The organism is Streptomyces paradoxus (genome assembly GCF_014202475.1).
Lineage (GTDB): Bacteria > Actinomycetota > Actinomycetes > Streptomycetales > Streptomycetaceae > Streptomyces > Streptomyces paradoxus.
Map to the genome: position 1 here is coordinate 131,342 of NZ_JACHGV010000006.1, position 19,924 is coordinate 151,265.

At 70.5% G+C, this 19,924-nt stretch carries 20 protein-coding genes; 2 read left to right on the forward strand and 18 right to left on the reverse strand.

Going from position 1 to position 19,924, the window contains the following annotated elements; genetic code table 11:
• Positions 1–283 precede the first annotated feature (283 nt).
• A complete protein-coding gene (gene hisS / locus HNR57_RS20940; protein ID WP_184561610.1) occupies positions 284–1,546 on the reverse strand; it encodes a histidine--tRNA ligase in 1,263 nt (420 codons plus the stop codon).
• Positions 1,547–1,557: 11 nt separating this feature from the next.
• Positions 1,558–2,274 carry an MBL fold metallo-hydrolase gene (locus HNR57_RS20945; RefSeq protein ID WP_184561612.1) on the reverse strand — a complete coding sequence of 239 codons (717 nt, stop codon included), beginning with the start codon at positions 2,272–2,274 and terminating at the stop codon, positions 1,558–1,560.
• Between the two features lie 167 nt (positions 2,275–2,441).
• Here HNR57_RS20945 and HNR57_RS20950 point away from each other — a divergent pair, with 167 nt between their 5' ends.
• Both HNR57_RS20950 and HNR57_RS20955 read left to right on the forward strand, forming a co-directional pair.
• Complete coding sequence (locus tag HNR57_RS20950) at positions 2,442–3,287, forward strand: peptidylprolyl isomerase (protein WP_184561614.1); 846 nt, start codon at positions 2,442–2,444, stop codon at positions 3,285–3,287.
• Between the two features lie 136 nt (positions 3,288–3,423).
• Positions 3,424–4,653, forward strand: coding sequence for a DUF349 domain-containing protein (locus HNR57_RS20955; RefSeq protein ID WP_184561616.1), 1,230 nt, complete (start codon positions 3,424–3,426; stop codon positions 4,651–4,653).
• Between the two features lie 73 nt (positions 4,654–4,726).
• Here the strand turns inward: HNR57_RS20955 and relA are convergent, their stop codons facing one another.
• From relA to HNR57_RS21035, 16 genes are all read right to left on the reverse strand, one after another.
• Positions 4,727–7,249: a GTP pyrophosphokinase gene (gene relA / locus HNR57_RS20960; protein ID WP_184561618.1), complete on the reverse strand. Its 2,523-nt coding sequence runs from the start codon at positions 7,247–7,249 to the stop codon at positions 4,727–4,729.
• Positions 7,250–7,442: 193 nt separating this feature from the next.
• On the reverse strand, positions 7,443–7,982 hold the full coding sequence (locus HNR57_RS20965) for an adenine phosphoribosyltransferase (protein WP_184561620.1): 540 nt from the start codon (positions 7,980–7,982) through the stop codon (positions 7,443–7,445).
• Positions 7,979–9,091 carry a protein translocase subunit SecF gene (secF, locus tag HNR57_RS20970; protein ID WP_184561622.1) on the reverse strand — a complete coding sequence of 371 codons (1,113 nt, stop codon included), beginning with the start codon at positions 9,089–9,091 and terminating at the stop codon, positions 7,979–7,981. The genes HNR57_RS20965 and secF overlap by 4 nt, the downstream gene beginning before the upstream one ends.
• 1 nt (position 9,092) lies before the next feature.
• Positions 9,093–10,859 (reverse strand): protein translocase subunit SecD, encoded by a 1,767-nt coding sequence (gene secD / locus HNR57_RS20975; protein ID WP_184561624.1) that lies wholly within the window; start codon positions 10,857–10,859, stop codon positions 9,093–9,095.
• A 132-nt stretch (positions 10,860–10,991) separates the two neighbouring features.
• A complete protein-coding gene (gene yajC / locus HNR57_RS20980; protein ID WP_184561626.1) occupies positions 10,992–11,483 on the reverse strand; it encodes a preprotein translocase subunit YajC in 492 nt (163 codons plus the stop codon).
• A 185-nt stretch (positions 11,484–11,668) separates the two neighbouring features.
• The gene (gene ruvB / locus HNR57_RS20985) at positions 11,669–12,739 is read right to left on the reverse strand and encodes a Holliday junction branch migration DNA helicase RuvB (RefSeq protein ID WP_184561628.1); all 1,071 of its coding nucleotides are present in this window, start codon (positions 12,737–12,739) and stop codon (positions 11,669–11,671) included.
• Between the two features lie 23 nt (positions 12,740–12,762).
• The gene (ruvA, locus tag HNR57_RS20990; RefSeq protein WP_184561630.1) at positions 12,763–13,368 is read right to left on the reverse strand and encodes a Holliday junction branch migration protein RuvA; all 606 of its coding nucleotides are present in this window, start codon (positions 13,366–13,368) and stop codon (positions 12,763–12,765) included.
• Entirely contained in the window at positions 13,365–13,904 is a 540-nt protein-coding gene (gene ruvC / locus HNR57_RS20995; RefSeq protein ID WP_175431467.1) for a crossover junction endodeoxyribonuclease RuvC, read from the reverse strand. The genes ruvA and ruvC overlap by 4 nt, the downstream gene beginning before the upstream one ends.
• Positions 13,905–14,014: 110 nt before the next feature.
• Positions 14,015–14,767: a YebC/PmpR family DNA-binding transcriptional regulator gene (locus HNR57_RS21000; protein ID WP_184561632.1), complete on the reverse strand. Its 753-nt coding sequence runs from the start codon at positions 14,765–14,767 to the stop codon at positions 14,015–14,017.
• Between the two features lie 48 nt (positions 14,768–14,815).
• Entirely contained in the window at positions 14,816–15,424 is a 609-nt protein-coding gene (gene pdxT, locus HNR57_RS21005; RefSeq protein ID WP_184561634.1) for a pyridoxal 5'-phosphate synthase glutaminase subunit PdxT, read from the reverse strand.
• A 13-nt stretch (positions 15,425–15,437) separates the two neighbouring features.
• Entirely contained in the window at positions 15,438–16,343 is a 906-nt protein-coding gene (gene pdxS, locus HNR57_RS21010) for a pyridoxal 5'-phosphate synthase lyase subunit PdxS (protein WP_184561636.1), read from the reverse strand.
• 137 nt (positions 16,344–16,480) lie between these two features.
• Complete coding sequence (locus HNR57_RS21015) at positions 16,481–17,023, reverse strand: LemA family protein (RefSeq protein WP_184561638.1); 543 nt, start codon at positions 17,021–17,023, stop codon at positions 16,481–16,483.
• Positions 17,024–17,079: 56 nt separating this feature from the next.
• Complete coding sequence (locus tag HNR57_RS21020; RefSeq protein ID WP_184561640.1) at positions 17,080–17,511, reverse strand: lasso peptide biosynthesis B2 protein; 432 nt, start codon at positions 17,509–17,511, stop codon at positions 17,080–17,082.
• Positions 17,508–17,741, reverse strand: a complete 234-nt coding sequence (locus HNR57_RS21025) for a lasso peptide biosynthesis PqqD family chaperone (RefSeq protein ID WP_313674249.1) — start codon at positions 17,739–17,741, stop codon at positions 17,508–17,510. The genes HNR57_RS21020 and HNR57_RS21025 overlap by 4 nt, the downstream gene beginning before the upstream one ends.
• A gap of 1 nt (position 17,742) precedes the next feature.
• The gene (locus HNR57_RS21030; RefSeq protein WP_184561643.1) at positions 17,743–19,578 is read right to left on the reverse strand and encodes a lasso peptide isopeptide bond-forming cyclase; all 1,836 of its coding nucleotides are present in this window, start codon (positions 19,576–19,578) and stop codon (positions 17,743–17,745) included.
• A 34-nt stretch (positions 19,579–19,612) separates the two neighbouring features.
• Positions 19,613–19,753 (reverse strand): keywimysin-related RiPP, encoded by a 141-nt coding sequence (locus tag HNR57_RS21035; RefSeq protein ID WP_184561645.1) that lies wholly within the window; start codon positions 19,751–19,753, stop codon positions 19,613–19,615.
• Between the last annotated feature and the right edge of the window lie 171 nt (positions 19,754–19,924).

A 19,924-nucleotide genomic window follows, 5' to 3' on the forward strand; every position in this document is an offset into this window, starting at 1 on the left:
ACCGTTCAGTGGACATAAGGAGGGCCGCCCGGTCGTCCCTGAGGGTTGCATTCCGGCCGACGCTGCGAATCGGCGCCCGCCGGGTTGACGGTCCGGGAGACCGTGCGGCTCGACGAGCGGATGGCGCGGGCCGGGTCGGCGTGCCGGGTGGCCGTACCCGCTGCGCGTTTTCGGCAAGCCCGGCGTGGACGACCGGACGGCGGCGGTCACCAGTGCGATGCGGTACGGGCTGCTGGAGGAGCGTGGAAGGCGCCGTGCCCCGGCGCCTTCCACCCCCTGTGTCTCAGCCGAGCCGTGCTTCCAGTTCCGCCACGATCTCGTTCACGCCCACCGCCGTCTGCTCGCCGGACTCCATGTCCTTGAGCTGGACGACGCCCTCGGCGAGGTCGCGTTCGCCGGCGACGACCGTGTAGCGGGCGCCGCTGCGGTTGGCGTTCTTCATCGCGCCCTTGAGGCCCTTGCCGCCGTAGGAGAAGTCTGCCGCGATGCCGTTCTTGCGCAGTTCCGTGACCTTGGCGAACAGGATCCGGCGGGCCTCCTCGCCGAGCGGGACGGCGAACACGCTGGTGGTGGCGGGCAGTTCGAGCTCGACGCCCTCCGCCTCCAGGGCGAGGACCGTGCGGTCGACGCCGAGGGCCCAGCCGACGGACGGCAGCGCGGGGCCGCCGATCATCTCGGAGAGGCCGTCGTAGCGGCCGCCGCCGCCCACCGCGGACTGCGAGCCGAGGCCGTCGTGGACGAACTCGAAGGTCGTGCGGGTGTAGTAGTCCAGGCCGCGGACCAGCTTCGGGTCGTCCTCGAAGGAGACACCCGCCGCCGTGATCAGCTCGCGGACCTCCTCGTGGTACGCCTTGCACCCGTCGCACAGGTAGTCACGCAGCAGCGGCGCGTCCCCCAGCTGCTTCTGCACCGACTCGCGCTTGTCGTCCAGGACGCGCAGCGGGTTGATCTCCGCGCGGCGCAGGGTGTCCTCGTCCAGGTCCAGGCCGCGCAGGAACTCCTGCAGCGCCGACCGGTAGACGGGGCGGCACTCCTGGTCGCCCAGGCTGTTCAGCAGGATCCGGAAGTTGCTCAGGCCCAGCGAGCGGTACGCCTGGTCGGCCAGGATGATCAGCTCGGCGTCCAGCGCCGGGTCCTCCGCGCCGATCGCCTCGGCACCGACCTGGGAGAAGTGGCGGTAACGGCCCTTCTGGGGACGCTCGTAGCGGTAGTACGAGCCGGAGTACCAGAGCTTGACCGGGAGGTTGCCGGCCTTGTGCAGGTTGGCCTCCAGCGCGGCGCGCAGGACGGAGGCCGTGCCCTCGGGACGCAGGGCGAGCCGGTCGCCGCCCTTGGTCTCGAAGGCGTACATCTCCTTGGTCACGATGTCGGTGGACTCGCCGACCCCGCGCGCGAAGAGCTCGACGTTCTCGAAGCCGGGCGTCTCGATGTAGCCGTAGCCGGAGTTGCGCAGCGGAGCGGCGATCGCCTCCCGGACGGCGAGGTACTTGGCGCTGTCCGGCGGGATCAGGTCGTACGTGCCCTTGGGGGCCTTGAAGGTGCTCACGGAAGGTCTCGTCACATTCCTCGTCGGGGAGCCTCGGCAGCGCCGTGTCCTTGGCGGTCTGCCGCCACTTGCCGCAGATACGGGTTGGTGGAACGCTCCTGGCCGATGGTCGTCTGGGGGCCGTGGCCGGACAGCACCACGGTCGAGTCGTCGAGCGGCAGGCACACGCGGGCCAGCGAGTCGAGCATCTCGGCCATGTCACCGCCGGGCAGGTCGGTGCGTCCGATGGAGCCGGCGAACAGCAGGTCGCCCGAGAAGAGGATCGGCGGGATGTCCGCCGCCTCGGGCATGCCGAAGGTCACCGACCCCTTGGTATGGCCGGGCGCGTGGGCGACGGACAGCTCCAGGCCCGCCAGCTCCAGCTTCGCCCCGTCGGCCAGCTCCTTGACGTCATCGGGCTCCCCCACGGTCAGCTCGCCCATCAGCGGCATCCCGATGGAACGGCCGAGCGCCTTCTCGGGGTCGCTCATCATGTACCGGTCGTCGGGGTGGATCCAGGCCGGCACGTCGTGCGCGCCGCACACCGGGACGACCGAGGCCACGTGGTCGATGTGGCCGTGGGTGAGGACGACGGCGACGGGCTTGAGCCGGTGCTTGGCGATCGCCTCCGCGACGCCGTCGGCGGCCTGATGGCCGGGGTCGATGATCACGCACTCCTCACCGGCGGCGGGGGCGACGAGGTAGCAGTTCGTCCCCCAGGCCCCGGCGGGGAACCCGGCAATGAGCACGATCGTCCTTCGTTGTGTCGATACGGGCGGCTACGGCTGCTCACAGAGCCTACCGGCGCTGCCGATTCCTCAGCGAACCCATATACGGTACGGGGCACACGCAGGCGGTCGGCACACAGGACGCACGCGTACCGGTCGACGTTCGAGACCCATGAGGAGAGAACCCGGTGGTCAGCCAGGAACAGCGGCGGCGTCAGCTCGCCCGGGAGAAGTTCTTGCGGCAGCAGCAGCGACGCACTGACGCGCGACGCAAGGCCCGTATCCGCAACTCCGTGATCGCCTCGGCTCTCGGCGTGATCGTGGTGCTCTCGGTGACGGTCTTCCTGACCAAGCCGTTCGAGGACGACGGCAAGAAGGAGAACGCGAACGCGGACGTCACCCCGAGCGCCACACCGAGCAAGGCCCCGGACCCGTGCGAGAAGCCGGCTCCGGGCAAGGTCAAGTCGGAGACCTGGAAGAAGGAACCGGCGATGACCATCGACAAGTCGGCGAAGTACACGATGAAGCTGGACACGACCTGCGGCGAGATAGACGTCGCGCTGAAGGCGTCCGCTGCGCCGCACACCGTGAACTCGTTCAACTTCCTTCTCGGCAAGGGCTACCTGGACCACAGCAAGTGCCACCGGCTCACCAACCAGGGCATCTACGTCCTGCAGTGCGGCGACCCGAAGGGCACCGGCATGGGCGGACCGGGCTACACCATCCCGGACGAGAACCTCAAGGACAAGAGCCTCAAGGGCGGGACGTACCCGGCGGGCACGGTCGCGATGGCGAACCAGTACAACGCGCAGACGAAGCAGGGCCGCGACAGCGGCGGCAGCCAGTTCTTCCTCGTCTACCAGGACAGTCAGCTGCCGCCCGACTACACACCGTTCGGTACGGTGTCCGAGGCGGGCATGAAGGTTCTGCAGAAGATCGCCAAGGCCGGGGCGCAGGCGCCGGACCCTCAGACGGGCAATACGGCGCCCAACGCGACGGTCGTGATCAACAAGGCCGCGATCACGGAATCCTGACCCCTCAACTGCGAAATTTCGGTCGCGCGGGATGCGGACAGGCCCCCCGCCGGTCGCCTATGTTGGCCGTGACGAAACTGTGGACGATGCCCGGGGGTGCTGAGGCCCCTCGCAGGCATCATGTGGAGGAGGCGCTGTGAGCAGCGACCCGTGGGGCCGCGTCGACGAGACGGGGACCGTGTACGTGCGTACGGCCGACGGCGAGCAGGTCGTCGGTTCCTGGCAGGCGGGCTCCCCCGAGGAGGCGCTGGCCTATTTCGAGCGCAAGTACGAGGGCCTGGTTGTCGAGATCGGCCTCCTCGAGAAGCGAGTGAAGACCACCGACCTGTCGGCGAAGGACGCCCAGGCGGCCATCGACCACATCCGGGAGCAGGTCGACGCGCACCACGTGGTGGGCGACCTGGACGCCCTGCGGGTCCGGCTGGACAAGCTCGTCGAGCTGGTGGAGGCGCGCCGCGAGGAGCGCAAGGCGCAGCGCGCGAAGCAGTCCGACGAGGCGCGCAGGTCCAAGGAGGCGCTGGTCGCCGAGGCGGAGGAGCTGTCGCAGTCCGACCAGTGGCGGGCGGCCGGTGAGCGGCTGCGGGCCCTGGTGGACACCTGGAAGGGCCTGCCGCGCCTGGACCGCAAGTCCGACGACGAGCTGTGGCACCGGTTCTCGCACGCGCGGTCGGCGTTCTCCAAGCGGCGCAAGCAGCACTTCGCGCAACTGGACGCGCAGCGCGAGGAGGCCCGCAAGACCAAGGAGCGGCTGGTCTCCGAGGCCGAGGCGCTGTCGAACTCGACGGACTGGGGCGTGACGGCGGCGCGCTACCGCGAGCTGATGTCCGAGTGGAAGGCCGCGGGCCGCGCCCAGCGCGAGCACGAGGACGACCTGTGGAACCGCTTCCGCGGCGCCCAGGACGTGTTCTTCGCGGCCCGCAGCTCGGTCTTCGCCGAGCGGGACGCCGAGCAGTCGGAGAACCTCAAGCTCAAGGAGGAGCTGGCCGAGGAGGCCGAGAAGCTCCTGCCGATCACGGACCTCAAGGCGGCCCGGGCCGCGTTCCGGAACGTGAACGAGCGCTGGGAGGCCATCGGCCACGTGCCGCGCGACGCCCGGCCCAAGGTCGAGGGCCGTATGCACGCGGTCGAGCGGGCCATCCAGGAGGCCGAGGAGGCCGAGTGGCGCCGGACGAACCCGGAGGCACGGGCGCGTGCCGAGGGTCTGACCGGTCAGCTCCAGGCCGCTGTGGACAAGCTGCGGGGCCAGATCGAGCAGGCCCGCGCGCAGGGCAACAACGCCAAGGCCGACAAGCTCCAGCGTGAGCTCGACGGCCGGCAGGCGCTGCTGGACCAGGCGCTGAAGGGCCTGCAGGAGTTCGGAGGCTGAGCAGTCGATCGAGAAGGGGCTCCCGTACACGATGTACGGGAGCCCCTTTCGTGTGGTCGTGTGCGACGAGCGGCTACGACCTGCTGCGCGCCGACGTCACCCGGTACACGTCGTAGACGCCCTCCACGCCCCGGACCGCCTTGAGCACGTGCCCGAGGTGCTTCGGGTCGCCCATCTCGAAGGTGAAGCGGGAGGTGGCCACGCGGTCGCGGGAGGTCTGGACGGCCGCGGAGAGGATGTTGACGTGCTGGTCGGACAGCACGCGGGTGACGTCCGAGAGGAGCCGGGAGCGGTCCAGGGCCTCGACCTGGATGGCGACCAGGAAGACCGAGGACTGCGTGGGCGCCCACTCGACGTCGAGGATGCGCTCCGGCTCACGGGACAGCGAGTCCACGTTCACGCAGTCGCTGCGGTGAACCGATACGCCGCTGCCACGGGTGACGAAGCCGATGATGGGGTCCCCGGGGACGGGCGTGCAGCAGCGGGCCAGCTTGACCCACACGTCCTCGACGCCCTTGACGACGACGCCCGGATCGGCGCTGGTACGGCGCTTGCGGCTGCGGCCGGGGGCCGGCGGGACCGACTCGTCGATCTCCTCGGTGGCGGCCTCCTCGCCGCCGAGGGCCTGGACCAGCTTCTGCACGATGTTCTGCGCGGAGACATGGCCCTCGCCGATCGCCGCGTACAGCGCGGAGATGTCGGCGTAGCGCATCTCGTGCGCGAGGGTCACCAGGGAGTCGCCGGTCAGGATGCGCTGGATCGGCAGGTTCTGCTTGCGCATAGCGCGGACGATGGCGTCCTTGCCCTGCTCGATCGCCTCGTCGCGGCGCTCCTTGGAGAACCAGGCCCGGATCTTGTTGCGGGCGCGCGGTGACTTGACGAAGCCGAGCCAGTCGCGGGAGGGGCCGGCGCCGGCGGCCTTGGAGGTGAAGACCTCCACCAGGTCGCCGTTGTCGAGGGTGGACTCCAGCGGGACCAGCCGGCCGTTGACGCGGGCGCCTATCGTGCGGTGCCCGACCTCGGTGTGCACCGCGTAGGCGAAGTCCACCGGGGTGGCGCCGGCGGGGAGCGCTATGACGTCGCCCTTGGGGGTGAAGACGAAGACCTCGTTGCGGGACAGGTCGAACCGCAGCGACTCCAGGAACTCGCCGGGGTCCTCGGTCTCCTTCTGCCAGTCCAGCAGCTGCCGCAGCCAGGCCATGTCGTTGAGGTGGTCGTCCTTGCCCTTGCCGGACGACTTGGGGGCGTCGCTGCGCACCTTGGAGGCGCCCGCGACGGCCTCCTGCTTGTACTTCCAGTGCGCGGCGATGCCGTACTCGGCGCGGCGATGCATGTCGAAGGTGCGGATCTGCAGCTCGACCGGCTTGCCGCCGGGGCCGATGACCGTCGTGTGCAGCGACTGGTACATGTTGAACTTGGGCATCGCGATGTAGTCCTTGAACCGGCCGGGGACCGGGTTCCATCGCGCGTGCACCGTGCCGAGGGCCGCGTAGCAGTCGCGGACGGTGTCCACGAGGACGCGGATGCCCACCAGGTCGTAGATCTCCGCGAAGTCCCGGCCGCGGACGATCATCTTCTGGTAGACGCTGTAGTAGTGCTTGGGGCGGCCGGTGACGGTCGCCTTGATACGGGCCGCCCGCAGGTCCTGCTGGACCTCGTCGGTGACGATGGCCAGGTACTCGTCACGCTTCGGTGCCCGCTCGGCCACCAGCCGGACGATCTCGTCGTACATCTTGGGGTAGAGGATCGCGAAGGCGAGGTCCTCCAGCTCCCACTTGATGGTGTTCATGCCCAGGCGGTGGGCGAGCGGCGCGTAGATCTCCAGGGTCTCGCGCGCCTTCTTCTCCTGCTTCTCGCGCTTGAGGTAGCGCATGGTGCGCATGTTGTGCAGGCGGTCGGCGAGCTTGATGACCAGGACGCGCGGGTCCTTGGCCATGGCGACGACCATCTTGCGCACGGTCTCGGCCTGGGCGGCCTCGCCGAACTTGACCTTGTCCAGCTTGGTGACGCCGTCCACGAGCAGGGTGACGACGTCGCCGAAATCGCGGCGCAGGTCGTCCAGGCCGTACTCGGTGTCCTCGACCGTGTCGTGCAGCAGCCCGGCCATCAGCGTGGCCGGATCCATGCCCAGCTCGGCGAGGATGGTCGTCACGGCGAGGGGGTGCGTGATGTACGGGTCGCCGCTCTTGCGCTTCTGGCCGCGGTGCCAGCGCTCGGCGACCTGATAGGCGCGCTCGATCTGGCGGAGCGTCGACGTCTCGATCTTCGGGTCGTTGCTGCGCACTATCCGCAGCAGCGGCTCCAGCACCGGGTTGTACGGGTTCGCGCGCTGCACACCGAGCCGGGCCAGACGGGCGCGGACGCGGTTGGAGGAGCCGGAGCGGGCCGGCTGTCCGGCGGCCTGACGTACCGCGGGCGGCGGGGTGGGCTTGGGCCGCGACTGCTCGGCGGGCTTGTCGACCGGAGCCGCCTGGGCATGCTCGACCGGCCCACGGCTGTCGTTCTTCGCGTGGGGCGCGTTCGGCGCGGGCTTGGCCGCGGCTGCCGAGGCGGACTCGGGCTTGGCGGCGGTCAGGTGCTGGGCCTCGTCTGGCAAGAGGGCTCCTCGTGCGCGATCCGGGTCCCCCGGTCAGGCTCCGGACCCCCATGGTAGCGATCCCGAGCCCCTGGATCGCCTTCAGGCCAATGTGAGGACCGTCTACCCGGGAAACGCACGAGGCGGGCACCGGATCCTCCGGTGCCCGCCTGCGCGGTGTCGTGCCGGTCTCCGGCGGCCCGCCGCGCGGTCGCTAGACCGTGAGCAGGGCATCCAGCGGCGCGCCGTTCAGCGCCGGCTCCAGGCGGGCGCGGCCGCTCAGGAAGCCGAGCTCCATGAGGACGGCGAGACCTGCGACCTCGGCGCCGGCCCGGCGGATGAGCTGGACCGATGCCTCGGCGGTGCCGCCGGTGGCGAGGACGTCGTCGACGACCAGGACACGGTCCTCGGCGGTGAGGTCCTCGGCGTGCACCTCGATCTCCGCCGAGCCGTACTCCAGGTCGTAGGCCTGGGCGAGCGTCGCTCCGGGGAGCTTGCCCGCCTTGCGCACGGGGATGAAGCCGATACCGGCGCGGACGGCGACCGGGGCGCCGAGGATGAAGCCGCGGGCTTCCAGGCCGACGACCTTGGTGGCACCGGTGCCCTCGGCGATCTCTGCGAGGGCGTCGGTCAGGGCGGTGAAGGCCGCCGGGTCCGCCAGGAGCGGGGTGATGTCCTTGAACATCACGCCCGGCTCCGGGTAGTCGGCCACGTCACGGATGCGGCTGAGCAGCAGCTCCCTGATCTCGGTCATCGGCGCTTCCCCGAGGGGCGGCCGCGGCCGCGGCTGCGGGAGGCGGGCTGGTTGCGAGGCCCGACGACCGCGGGTGCGGCGTCCTCCGGCTCGTCGGCGTACGTCTCCTCGTCGTGGACCTCGGTCCCGCCCTGGGCGGCGGACTGGGCCCGCTTGGCCAGGACGCGCTTCTTCAGGGCCTTCATCGCCGGCTCGCGCTCCTTGAGGTCGGCGACGAGCGGCGTGGCGATGAAGATCGAGGAGTAGGCACCGGCGGCGAGACCGACGAACAGCGACAGCGAGATGTCGTTCAGCATGCCGGCGCCGAGGACACCGCCACCGATGAACAGCAGGCCCGCGACCGGCAGCAGCGCGACGACCGTGGTGTTGATGGAGCGGACCAGAGTGCTGTTGATCGAGCGGTTGGCGACGTCGCTGTAGGTCCAGCGGGTCTGTTTGGTGAGGTCCTTCGTCTGTTCCTTGAGGCTGTCGAACACCACGACCGTGTCGTAGAGCGAGTAGCCGAGGATGGTCAGCAGACCGATCACCGTGCCCGGTGTGACCTCGAAGCCGACCAGGGCGTAGATGCCGACCGTGATGGTGATGTCGTGGATCAGCGCGACGAACGCGGCGAGCGCCATGCGCCACTCGAAGGCGATCGCCAGATAGATCACCACGAGGACCATGAAGATCCCGAGACCCTGCCAGGCCTTGTTCGCGATCTGCTCGCCCCAGCTGGGGCCGACCAGCTCGGCGTTGATCTGCTCCGAGTCGACCTTGAGATCCTCCGAGAGCTGGCCCTTGATCTGGTTGGCCTGGTCGGTCTCGATGCCCGCGACCTGGATCCGCAGGCTGCCGTCACCGAGCTTCTGGACGATCGCGTCGTGACCGGAGGCCGCTTCCGCGTACTCCTCGGCCTGGGACACCGAGACGCTGATGTTCTTCGGGGTGGTGAAGACGGCACCGCCCTGGAACTCGATGCCCATGTTCAGGCCGCGGACCGCCAGACCGGCGATGGCCACGATGGTGATCAGGATGGAGAGGCCGTACCAGATCTTGCGGTTCTTGACGAAGTCGTAGCCGATCTCGCCGCGGTGCAGCCGGGCGCCGAGGTTGCCGAGTTTCGACATCTCACGCCTCCTTCGTCTCGACGGGGGCGGAGGGACGGCGGGTGCGGCGCAGTGGCGGCTGGGCACCCAGGCTCTTCGGGTCGAGGCCGGACCACTTGTGGCCGTTCGCGAAGAAGGGGCGACGGGCCAGCAGGGTCAAGAGCGGCTTGGTGAAGAGGAATACCACGACCACGTCGAGCAGCGTGGTCAGGCCGAGTGTGAAGGCGAAGCCGCGCACCTTGCCGACGGTGACGATGAAGAGCACCGCTGCGGCGAGGAACGACACGAAGTCGGAGACCAGGATGGTGCGCCGGGCGCGAGGCCAGGCACGCTCGACGGCGGGGCGCAACGTACGGCCCTCGCGGATCTCGTCACGGACGCGTTCGAAGTAGACGATGAACGAGTCCGCCGTGATGCCGATGGCGACGATGGCACCGCACACGGCCGGCAGGTTCAGCGCGAAGCCGATGGCCGGGCCGAGCAGGGCCATGAGCGTGTAGGTGAGGGCGGCGGAGACCAGCAGCGAGAGGATCGCGACGAACGACAGACCGCGGTAGTAGGCCAGCAGGTAGATGACGACCAGCGCGAGACCGATCGCACCGGCGATCAGACCGGCCTGCAGCTGGTCACCGCCCAGCGCGGCGGTCACGGTCGTCATGCTGTCCACCTTGAAGGTGAGCGGCAGCGCACCGTAGCTCAGCATGTTGGACAGGTCCTGGGCGGACTGCTGGTTGAAGTTGCCGGAGATCTCGGCGTTGCCGCCGGTCAGGGCCTGCCGGACGTACGGGTCGGAGACGACGTCGCCGTCGAGGACGATCGCGAACTGGTTCTGCGGGGACTGGTTCTGCGCCAGCTTGCCGGTGATGTCCGCGAACTTCTTGGCCCCGGCGTCCGTGAAGTCCATCGTGACCGTCCAGCCGGCACCGGTCTGGGTGTTGAGGACGGCCTGGGCCTTGTCGACGTCCGTGCCGTCGACCTCGGCGGGGCCGAGGATGTACTTCTGCCACTGGCCCTGCGCGTTCTTGCCGCAGGCCAGGGTGGGCTGGGAGGCCTTGACGCCGTCGCCCACGGTGGAGCGGATCTTGGCGTTCGTGCAGTCGAGCGCGGCGTACTTCGCCTGGAGCGCGTTCGCGTCGGCCTCGGCGGTGTCGCCGCTCCCCGACGGGGAGGGGCTGGACCCGGGCTTGTCCGAGGCGCTCGCGGACGGCGTGGCGTCGGCCTTCAGCGCGTCGGTGACCGCTCGGCCCTGGGTGGTGGGCGTGGCGGACGGCGAGGCGGAGTTCTTGTCGGTGGCCTCGGGCTTGTCGGACGCCTTGCCGGACGGCTGGTCCGAGGGCTTGCCGGTGGGGCTCGGGGAGGGGTTGGCCGCGCCCTTGCCGCCGGCGACCTCGGTGGCGATGACCGGACGGAAGTAGAGCTTGGCGGTGGTGCCGACCTGCTTGCGGGCCTGCTCGGAGTTGGTCCCCTTGGGGATGTTCACGACGATGTTGTCGCGGCCCTGCGTCTGGACCTCGGCCTCCGAGACGCCCAGACCATTGACACGGCGCTCCATGATGGAGACGGCCGTGTCCATGTTGGTCTTGTTGATCGCCGACTCGTTGCCGGCCTCGGGGACCGCGCGGAGCGTGATGCTCGTACCGCCGGCAAGGTCGATGCCGAGACGCGGCTTCGTGTGCCCCGAGGCGAACATCCCACCGGTGAGCGCCGCGATGGCGATCAGGATCAGGGCCAGCGAGCGCCCCGGCTTGCTCTGGGCGCTCGCGTTCCTGCCCTTTTTAGGTGTGGCCACCTTCTCGTACTCCCTCTCGGGCCGCCTCGCTCCGGATCGGCGGACGGGCGGCCATGACATGGTGTCGGGACTCCGTGCGAGCTGGGCGTGTCCCGGGATGCGCGGGCAGGACCCGCGCACCCCGGGACACGACTACTTCGCCTCGGAGTCGCCGTCGGTCTTCTTCGGCTCTGCGCCCGGCTTGGCCTCGGCCGCCTCGTCGGCCGGTTCATCGGCAGCGTCCTTCTTGCCGAGGTCGACGGCCTTGTCGTCAGCGGGGGCGTCGGCGGCGGAGCCGTCGGTCTCGGTGAGGGAGGAGGCGTCGTCCGGGACGATGTCGGCGTCGGACTTCAGGTCGTGCTCGACGCCGTGGACGATGCGGTTGTACTCGTCGTCGGTGAGGACGGCACCGATGGCGTTCTTGGCGAAGAGGAGCTCGACGCCGGGACCGGCGTCGACGAGGACGGTGTCCTCGTTGACCTCCTTGACTGTGGCGTACATGCCCCCGATGGTGCGGATACCGCTGCCGGGCTGCATTTGGTTCCGCATCTCCACGGCCTGCTGCTGCTTCTTCTTGGCCGACCGGGTCATCAGGAACATGGCCCCGATGAGCACGATGAACGGGAGGAGGGTCAGGAGACTCACGGGTCGGTACTTCCTTCACACGACCGCGCTGTGAGCGGCCAGATGGTTGGGGGTGTGTACGCCGCCGACAAAGGCGGCATCGGCGGAGTCTAAGCGAGTCCGCGCGCATGGAACAACGCTCAGCATGGCACCGGGGTTCCTGCTCCGGCCACTGACCTCGCCGCCCCGGAGCCGTGACGGCGCCGTCACGCCCCGAACAGGTCCCCTTGTCCGTTTCCGGCGGCCTGGGAGCGTGGCGGGGTGAGGCCGAGATGCGCCCATGCGGCGGGCGTGGCGACCCGGCCGCGGGGGGTGCGGGCCAGCAGCCCCTCCCGTACGAGGAAGGGTTCGGCGACCTCCTCCACGGTCTCACGTTCCTCCCCGACCGCGACAGCGAGCGTGGAGAGGCCGACCGGACCGCCGCCGAACAGCTTGAGCAGGGCTTCCAGCACACCCCGGTCGAGGCGGTCGAGGCCGCGCGCGTCCACCTCGTACACGGCGAGGGCCGCCGCGGCGATGTCCCTGGTGATCAGGCCGTCGGCCTTGACCTGCGCGTAGTCGCGGACGCGCCGCAGCAGGCGGTTGGCGATCCGGGGCGTGCCGCGGGAGCGTCCGGCGATCTCGGCGGCGCCCTGCGGCTCGATCTCGACTTCGAGGAGGTCGGCCGAGCGGTGGATGACCCGCTCCAGTTCGGCCGGTTCGTAGAACTCCATGTGCGCGGTGAAACCGAAGCGGTCGCGCAGCGGGGGCGGCAGCAGGCCGGCCCGGGTGGTGGCTCCGACCAGGGTGAAGGGGGGCAGCTCCAGGGGGATGGCCGTGGCGCCGGGGCCCTTGCCGACGATGACGTCGACGCGGAAGTCCTCCATCGCCATGTACAGCATCTCCTCGGCGGGCCGGGACATGCGGTGGATCTCGTCGAGGAAGAGGACCTCGCCCTCCTGGAGGGAGGAGAGGATCGCGGCGAGGTCGCCGGCGTGCTGGATGGCGGGGCCGGAGGTGATGCGGATGGGGGCGCCCATCTCGGCCGCGATGATCATCGACAGGGTGGTCTTGCCGAGGCCGGGGGCGCCGGAGAGCAGCACGTGGTCGGCCGTCGCGCCACGCGCGCGTGCGGCGCGCAGCACGAGGTCGAGCTGCTCGCGGACCTTCTCCTGGCCGATGAACTCGTCCAGGTCCTTGGGGCGCAGGGCGGCCTCGACGGCCTGGTCCTCACGGTCGGCGACGGAGCCCACCAGCCGCTCGGCGGCATCGGCGTCGGTCGTGTCGTCCCAGTTCATGTGATGTGCCTCGGGGTGGGGGGTCAGCGGGCGCGGTTCAGGGTCTGGAGGGCCGCCTTCAGCAGCTGGCCGACCTGGGGCGTGCCGTCGGCGGCCTCGGCCTGCGGGGCCACGGCGGTCACGGCCTCGTCGGCCTCCCGGGTCGCGTACCCGAGGCCGATCAGGGCCGCGTGCAGCTGGTCACGCCAGCCGGTACTGACCGGCGCGCCGACGGCGGGCGCGCCGACCGGGGCGCCGAGCCGGTCCTTCAGCTCCAGGAGCAGTTTCTGCGCGCCCTTCTTGCCGATGCCGGGGACGGCGGTGAGGGCCTTCTCGTCGGCGGTCGCGACGGCCCGGCGCAGGGCGTCCGGGCTGTGCACGGCGAGCATGGCCTGGGCCAGCCGGGGGCCGACACCGCTGGCCGTCTGGAGCAGCTCGAAGACCTGCCGCTCGTCGTCGTCCGCGAAGCCGTACAGGGTGAGGGAGTCCTCGCGGACGACCAGCGAGGTGTGCAGCTTGGCCGGCTGGCCCATGCGGAGTGTGGACAGGGTGTTCGGCGTGCACTGCACGGCCATGCCGACACCGCCGACCTCGACGACCGCGGCGTCTGGAGCGAGTGCGGCCACTGTGCCGCTGACGAAGGCGATCATGCCGTCCGGCCTTTCGGTGCTTTGGCGGTGTGCAGGGCGACGGCCTGCTGGAGTCGGTTCTGCGCGGGGGCGCGCCAGATGTGGCAGATGGCGAGGGCGAGGGCGTCGGCCGCGTCGGCGGGCTTGGGCGGTGCGCTGAGCCGGAGCAGGCGGGTGACCATGGCCCCCACCTGTGCCTTGTCGGCGCGGCCGCTGCCGGTGACAGCGGCCTTGACCTCGCTCGGGGTGTGCAGGGCCACGGGGATGCCGCGGCGGGCGGCACAGAGCATGGCGACGGCGCTGGCCTGTGCGGTGCCCATCACCGTACGGACGTTGTGCTGGCTGAACACCCGCTCGACGGCGACGAATTCGGGCCGGTGCTCGTCGAGCCATTGCTCGATGCCCTGCTCGACGGCGACGAGGCGGTGGCCGAGGTCGGCGTCCGCGGGCGTGCGGACGACGCCGACGCCGATCATCGTGAGCGGCCGTCCGGCGACGCCCTCGACGACGCCGACACCACACCGGGTCAGTCCCGGGTCCACCCCCAGTACGCGCACGCGCCCCTCCCTTTCGCTCACCTGTTTGTGCAGGCTATCGGGTGCCACCGACAACGCGACGGGCCGACGGGGTGTGTCCCGTCGGCCCGTTGACTCGGTGGAGCCCGGTGCTACGCGTCGACCTTCTCCATGACCTCGTCGCTGACGTCGAAGTTGGCGAAGACGTTCTGCACGTCGTCGCTGTCCTCCAGGGCGTCGATCAGCTTGAAGATCTTCTTGGCGCCCTCCTCGTCCAGCTCGACCTGCATGGTCGGGACGAAGTTGGCGTCGGCGGAGTCGTAGTCGATGCCGGCGTCCTGGAGGGCGGTGCGGACCGCGACCAGGTCGGTGGCCTCGCTGAGGACCTCGAAGCTCTCGCCGAGGTCGTTGACCTCCTCGGCGCCCGCGTCGAGCACGGCGGCCAGCACGTCGTCCTCGGTCAGTTCGCCCTTGGGGACGATGACGACGCCCTTGCGGTTGAACAGGTAGGACACCGAGCCCGGGTCGGCCATGGAGCCGCCGTTGCGGGTCATGGCGACGCGGACCTCGGACGCGGCGCGGTTGCGGTTGTCGGTGAGGCACTCGATGAGCACGGCCACGCCGTTCGGGCCGTAGCCCTCGTACATGATCGTCTCGTAGTCGGCGCCACCGGCCTCGAGACCGCCACCGCGCTTGACCGCGGAGTCGATGTTCTTGTTCGGGACCGACTGCTTCTTCGCCTTCTGGATGGCGTCGTAGAGCGTCGGGTTGCCGTCGATGTCGACACCGCCCATGCGGGCCGCGACCTCGATGTTCTTGATCAGCTTCGCGAAGAGCTTGCCGCGCTTGGCGTCGATCACGGCCTTCTTGTGCTTCGTCGTAGCCCATTTAGAGTGGCCGGACATCTGCCTGTCTCCTTCGCGTAACCCATCTCAGCAACGAACGCAGGAATCCTACAAGGACTCGGCTGTCCGGTTCGCCCGCACCATGTCGACGAACAGGGCGTGGACGCGGTGGTCGCCGGTCAGTTCCGGGTGGAACGACGTGGCCAGCGCGGTGCCCTGGCGGACCGCGACGATGTGGCCGTCGTGCTCGGCGAGCACCTCGGCCGCGGCGCCGACGGACTCCACCCAGGGGGCGCGGATGAAGACGCCCTCCACCGGGTCGCCGTCGACGCCCTCGACCGCGACGGCGGCCTCGAAGGACTCGTTCTGCCGGCCGAAGGCGTTGCGGCGCACGATCATGTCGATGCCGCCGACGGTCTCCTGGCCCGAGCGCGGGTCGAGGATCTTGTCGGCGAGCATGATCATGCCGGCGCAGGTGCCGTAGACGGGCATGCCGTCCCGCACGCGCGCGCGGAGGGGCTCCATCAGGCCGAACAGGACGGCCAGCTTGGAGATGGTGGTGGACTCGCCGCCGGGGATGACGAGACCGTCGACCTCGGCGAGTTCCTCGGGGCGCCGCACCGGCCTGGCCACGGCATCGGCCGCGGCCAGGGCGACGAGGTGCTCCCGTACGTCGCCCTGGAGGGCCAGGACGCCTATGACGGGGGTGTCGCTCATGGATTCCTGTGCCTTACCAGCCGCGGTTGGCGTAGCGCTCGGCCTCGGGGAGGGTGTCGCAGTTGATGCCGACCATGGCCTCGCCGAGGTTGCGGGAGGCGTCCGCGATGATCTTCGGATCGTCGTAGAAGGTGGTGGCCTTCACGATGGCGGCGGCGCGCTTGGCCGGGTCACCGGACTTGAAGATGCCGGAGCCGACGAAGACGCCCTCGGCGCCGAGCTGGCGCATCAGGGCGGCGTCGGCGGGGGTGGCGACACCGCCGGCGGAGAACAGCACCACGGGAAGCTTGCCGAGCTCGGAGACTTCCTTGACCAGCTCGTAGGGGGCGCGCAGCTCCTTGGCGGCGGCGTAGAGCTCGTTGTTGTCGTAGCCGCGCAGGCGGGCGATCTCGTTCTTGATCTGGCGCAGGTGGCGCACGGCCTCGACGACGTTGCCGGTGCCGGCCTCGCCCTTGGAGCGGATCATCGCGGCGCCCTCGGCGATGCGGCGCAGAGCCTCGCCCAGGTTGGTGGCGCCGCAGACGAAGGGGGTGGTGAAGGCGAACTTGTCGCTGTGGTTGACCTCGTCGGCCGGGGTGAGGACCTCGGACTCGTCGATGTAGTCGACGCCGAGGGACTGCAGGACCTGGGCCTCGACGAAGTGGCCGATGCGGGACTTGGCCATGACCGGGATCGAGACGGCCTCGATGATGCCCTCGATCATGTCCGGGTCGGACATGCGGGCCACGCCGCCGTCCTTGCGGATGTCGGCCGGGACCCGCTCCAGGGCCATGACGGCGACGGCGCCCGCGTCCTCGGCGATCTTCGCCTGCTCCGGAGTGACGACGTCCATGATGACGCCGCCCTTGAGCTGCTCGGCCATGCCGCGCTTCACACGGGCGGTACCGGTCTCGGGAGCCTGGTTTTCGGAGATGGGCACGGGTGACCTCGCTGATGGGAAAGAGGGTTTCTGCAGCACTGAGGAAACGTGAGAGAACCAGGCCACAGCAAGGGCCAATGGGAACGCCGTGGACCCTTTTGCGGCGGTCGGCCGGGAAACGGCACGGGAAACGTGGCTCAGGCGGCCCGGTCCACCAGGGCCGCCGGAGGCTCGTCGTCCATTTCGAAGGCCATTGGGAAGGGCGCGTGACCGGCCAGGCGGAACCAGCGCACCTTGCGGTGCCGGCGCAGGGCCCGGGCCGCCCGTACGGCGTCGTTGTGGAAGCGCCGGGCCATCGGCACCCTGCGGACCGCCTCGGTGAGTTCCCGGGCCGCCTCCTCTCCCCCGGGCGCCTCCCGTACCGCCTCCACCTGCGGGGCCTCCCCGAAGACGGCCCGCAGCGCCTGGCTCAGTTCGCTCTCGGCGATCTCCCGCTGCTCCTGCTCGGCCTGCCGGGCGGCGTGCGCCGCCTCGTACAGCACGATCGAGGCGGCCGGGTCCAGGACCCCGGAGGTCGCCAGTTCCTGCGCCACCGAGGCCCGGCGCAGCAGCTGCGCGTCCAGGGCGGCCCGGGCGGCGTCGATCCGGGCGTGGAGGCGGTCGAGCCGGCCGGCGGTCCAGCTCAGGTAGAGCCCGATCACGACCAGGGCGACGGCGATCCAGATGAGAGTGGTGGTCACGGGCGGCAAGGCTAGCGGCACGCGCGGCCACGCCGTTCACCCCGCCCCGGCCGTGGTCAGCGACCCCCGTCGTCCGTCAGCGGCGGGATGGACATCAGCGTCTTGAAGTGCCCCTTGGGGTGGCCCTCGCCGACGAGTTGCCCCTCCGCCTCGACCCAGGCGTGGGCGGCGAAGGGGTGGGTGCGCACTCCGGTGCACCAGGTGGGCCAGGACCCGCGCGCCCGGCAGAGCAGGGCGGTGGCGATGGAGCGCTGCAGACAGCCCTGGCCCGCGCAGCGCAGGCTGACGGACACGACCTCCTCGCGGGCCCGTAGCGCCTGGGCCGCCGTCGCGGGACGTGCGCCACGGCGGGCGAACTCCAGGACGGTGCGCAAGCGCGCCGGTCTGGCGCGCGCCAGCAGGCGGGCGGCGCCGACGGCGAGCAGGGGCAGGACGCGACGGCGCAGAGGGAGCCGACGCCGTTCGGACAGCGCGACGGACATGCTCATGAGATCACCAGTTCCGAGGCCCGCAGTCGTTCGATGACCGCTGTGACGTCGCGTTCGGCCTGTTCGAGACCGATGCCGTACCGGTCGGCGAGCTCGGCGGCAATACCGGTCGGCTCGTACCCGCCCAGCAGCTGCCGGAGCACATGGCCGCCGGTGCTGTTCAACTGCCAGTACCGTCCGGTGCGTTCGTCGAGCAGTACCGTGCCGTCGTCGGTGTCGGTGGTGCTCACGTCAGGATGCAGGCGCACGGGCGTCGAACCTCCAGGCAGGGGTGGGTCGGGTGGTGGCACGCAGCCAGGTCTCACAGCCGATCAGCGGCTCCACCGCGTTCCTCGTGGAGTTGTCCGGCTGGGGAGCGAGGAGCCGGGTGCGCAGGATGCCGGGGTCGATGAGTCCGCGGGCGGCCAGGGCCGAGTCCTCGAACATGCCCAGGACCTCGGGCAGGTTGCGGCGCAGCCCGCTGTTGGCCTCGTCGCTGAACTCGCCCTTGGTGGAGCGGCCCAGCACCGGCTCGGGGACGATGCCGCGCATCGCCTCGGCCAGCAGCGGCTTGTACCCCCAGGGGCCGGCGTGTTCGTGGGTCCGCACGGCGAGGACGGCTTCCACCACGCGGTCGTCGAAGAACGGCGAGTCGAGTTGCACGCCGTGGTCCGCGAAGACGCGGGCCAGTTGCCGGTACCAGGGAGCGGCGGTACGCAGGGCGAGCAGCAGCTGGTGCTGTGCCAGGTCCGGGGAGTGGGGCTGTACGCGGGCGGCGGTGTCCCGCAGGGCTTCCCGGGCCGCCTCCACCACGGTGGCGGTGGCCCAGGACGGCGCACGCAGCGTCCACAGGCCCCACCCGAGGGCGGGCCGGCGTTTCGACGGGGGCGGGTCGGTGAGCCCTTCGGCCTGCGCGCGCCACCAGGCGGCCTCGTCGCCGGGGCGGGTCAGCGCGGCCAGGGTGGGCAGGACGGGCCAGCGGTGCAGCGCGCCGTAACCGCGGACGTGCCGCAGGGCGGTCAGCGGGCGGCGGCGGAGCAGCCCGTGGAGGTAGCCGGGGAACGGGGTGAAGAGTTCGTCCCCGCCGTGTCCGGCGAGGTGCCTGCGTGAGCCGCTGCCGGCCAGCAGTCGCGCGGTGTGCCGGGTCCGGGCGAGGGTGCGCGCGAACGGATAGGGCTCTTCGGTGTCCACCAGGGACGAGGGGTCGGTGAAGAGCGGTGGGAGGTCGTCGGGCGGCACCACGATGTGCTCGGCCGCGTCGAGGGCGCCGATGGCGTGTGCCGCGAAGGCGGAGTCGTCGTTGCCCGCCTCGGCCTCGCCCCATCGGAAGGTGATCAGGTCGGGTGTGCTCCGGGCGGCGAGGAAGCACAGTGATGTGGAGTCCATGCCGCCGGACAGATCGGTGCTCAGCCGGCCCTTCGCGGGGCCGCGGTCGTCGAGGGCCGAGGTGAGGGCGTCCCGTACCGACGCGGCACCGGCCGCGAGCGTCAGCTCGGGAGCCGGAGGCCGCCACCAGGGCATTTCGCGCGCCCGGTCGCCTTCCCACAGCAGGCAGTCGCCCGGTGCCGGTGCGAAGACGCCGGACCACAGGGGCCGGTCACCCAGTGGGGGCGGCAGGAACCCGCCCGTGGCCACGCGGAGCGCCAAGGCCTGTTCGTCCACGCCGGCGCCGGTCATCGCCGCCAGGACGTCGGCCCGGTCGGACGCCACGTCGACGTCGTTCAGCCGGGCGCGGAAGACCCGGCGCAGTCCGGTCACACTGCCCTGGAAGCGCACCTCGCCGTGGGCCGAGACGACGAGGTGGCAGGAGCCGGGCAGGACCGCGGCCAGTTCGTCGGCGTTCCGTACCGTCCGGATGCGGGCGGCGTACCGGGCGAGCCGGGCGGCGGGGACGGGGCAGACCCCGACCACCGCCACCCGTACCGGGCCCGCCGTGACCACCGTGATTTCTCCCGGTGACCAACGGCCCACCAGCCAGGGACGCCCCGAGGCGTGTGTGTGTTCCTCCGGCGACGCCCACGGCACGGCCGTGCGCGCCTCAGCCGCGGCTGCCGTGTCCGGCAGGACGACGAACCCGGTGCTGGTCATCTGCTGACTTCTTCAGGAGCCGGTCAGGCGACGCTCAGAAGCCGCCGGAGTAGTGGCCGAAGATGTCGTTGCCCCAGCCGATGAAGCCCAGGGTGTCCTCGTTGAACTCCCCGACCTCGGTGAGCATCGGCGGTGCGTACGGCTCGGTGGTCGTGAGTTCGGTCTGCTCGTCCATGACATCCTCCTCCGTTACCAACGGCAGCCGATCGGCTACCCGTTGCACCGTACATACGAAAGGGATTCATGATCCATCCAGTTTTCACTCACATCTCAGACGCCCCTTCGCACACACGAACGACGCGTCAAGATCGCCTGTGATCTGCATGATCGATGGCGTGAGGCGCCC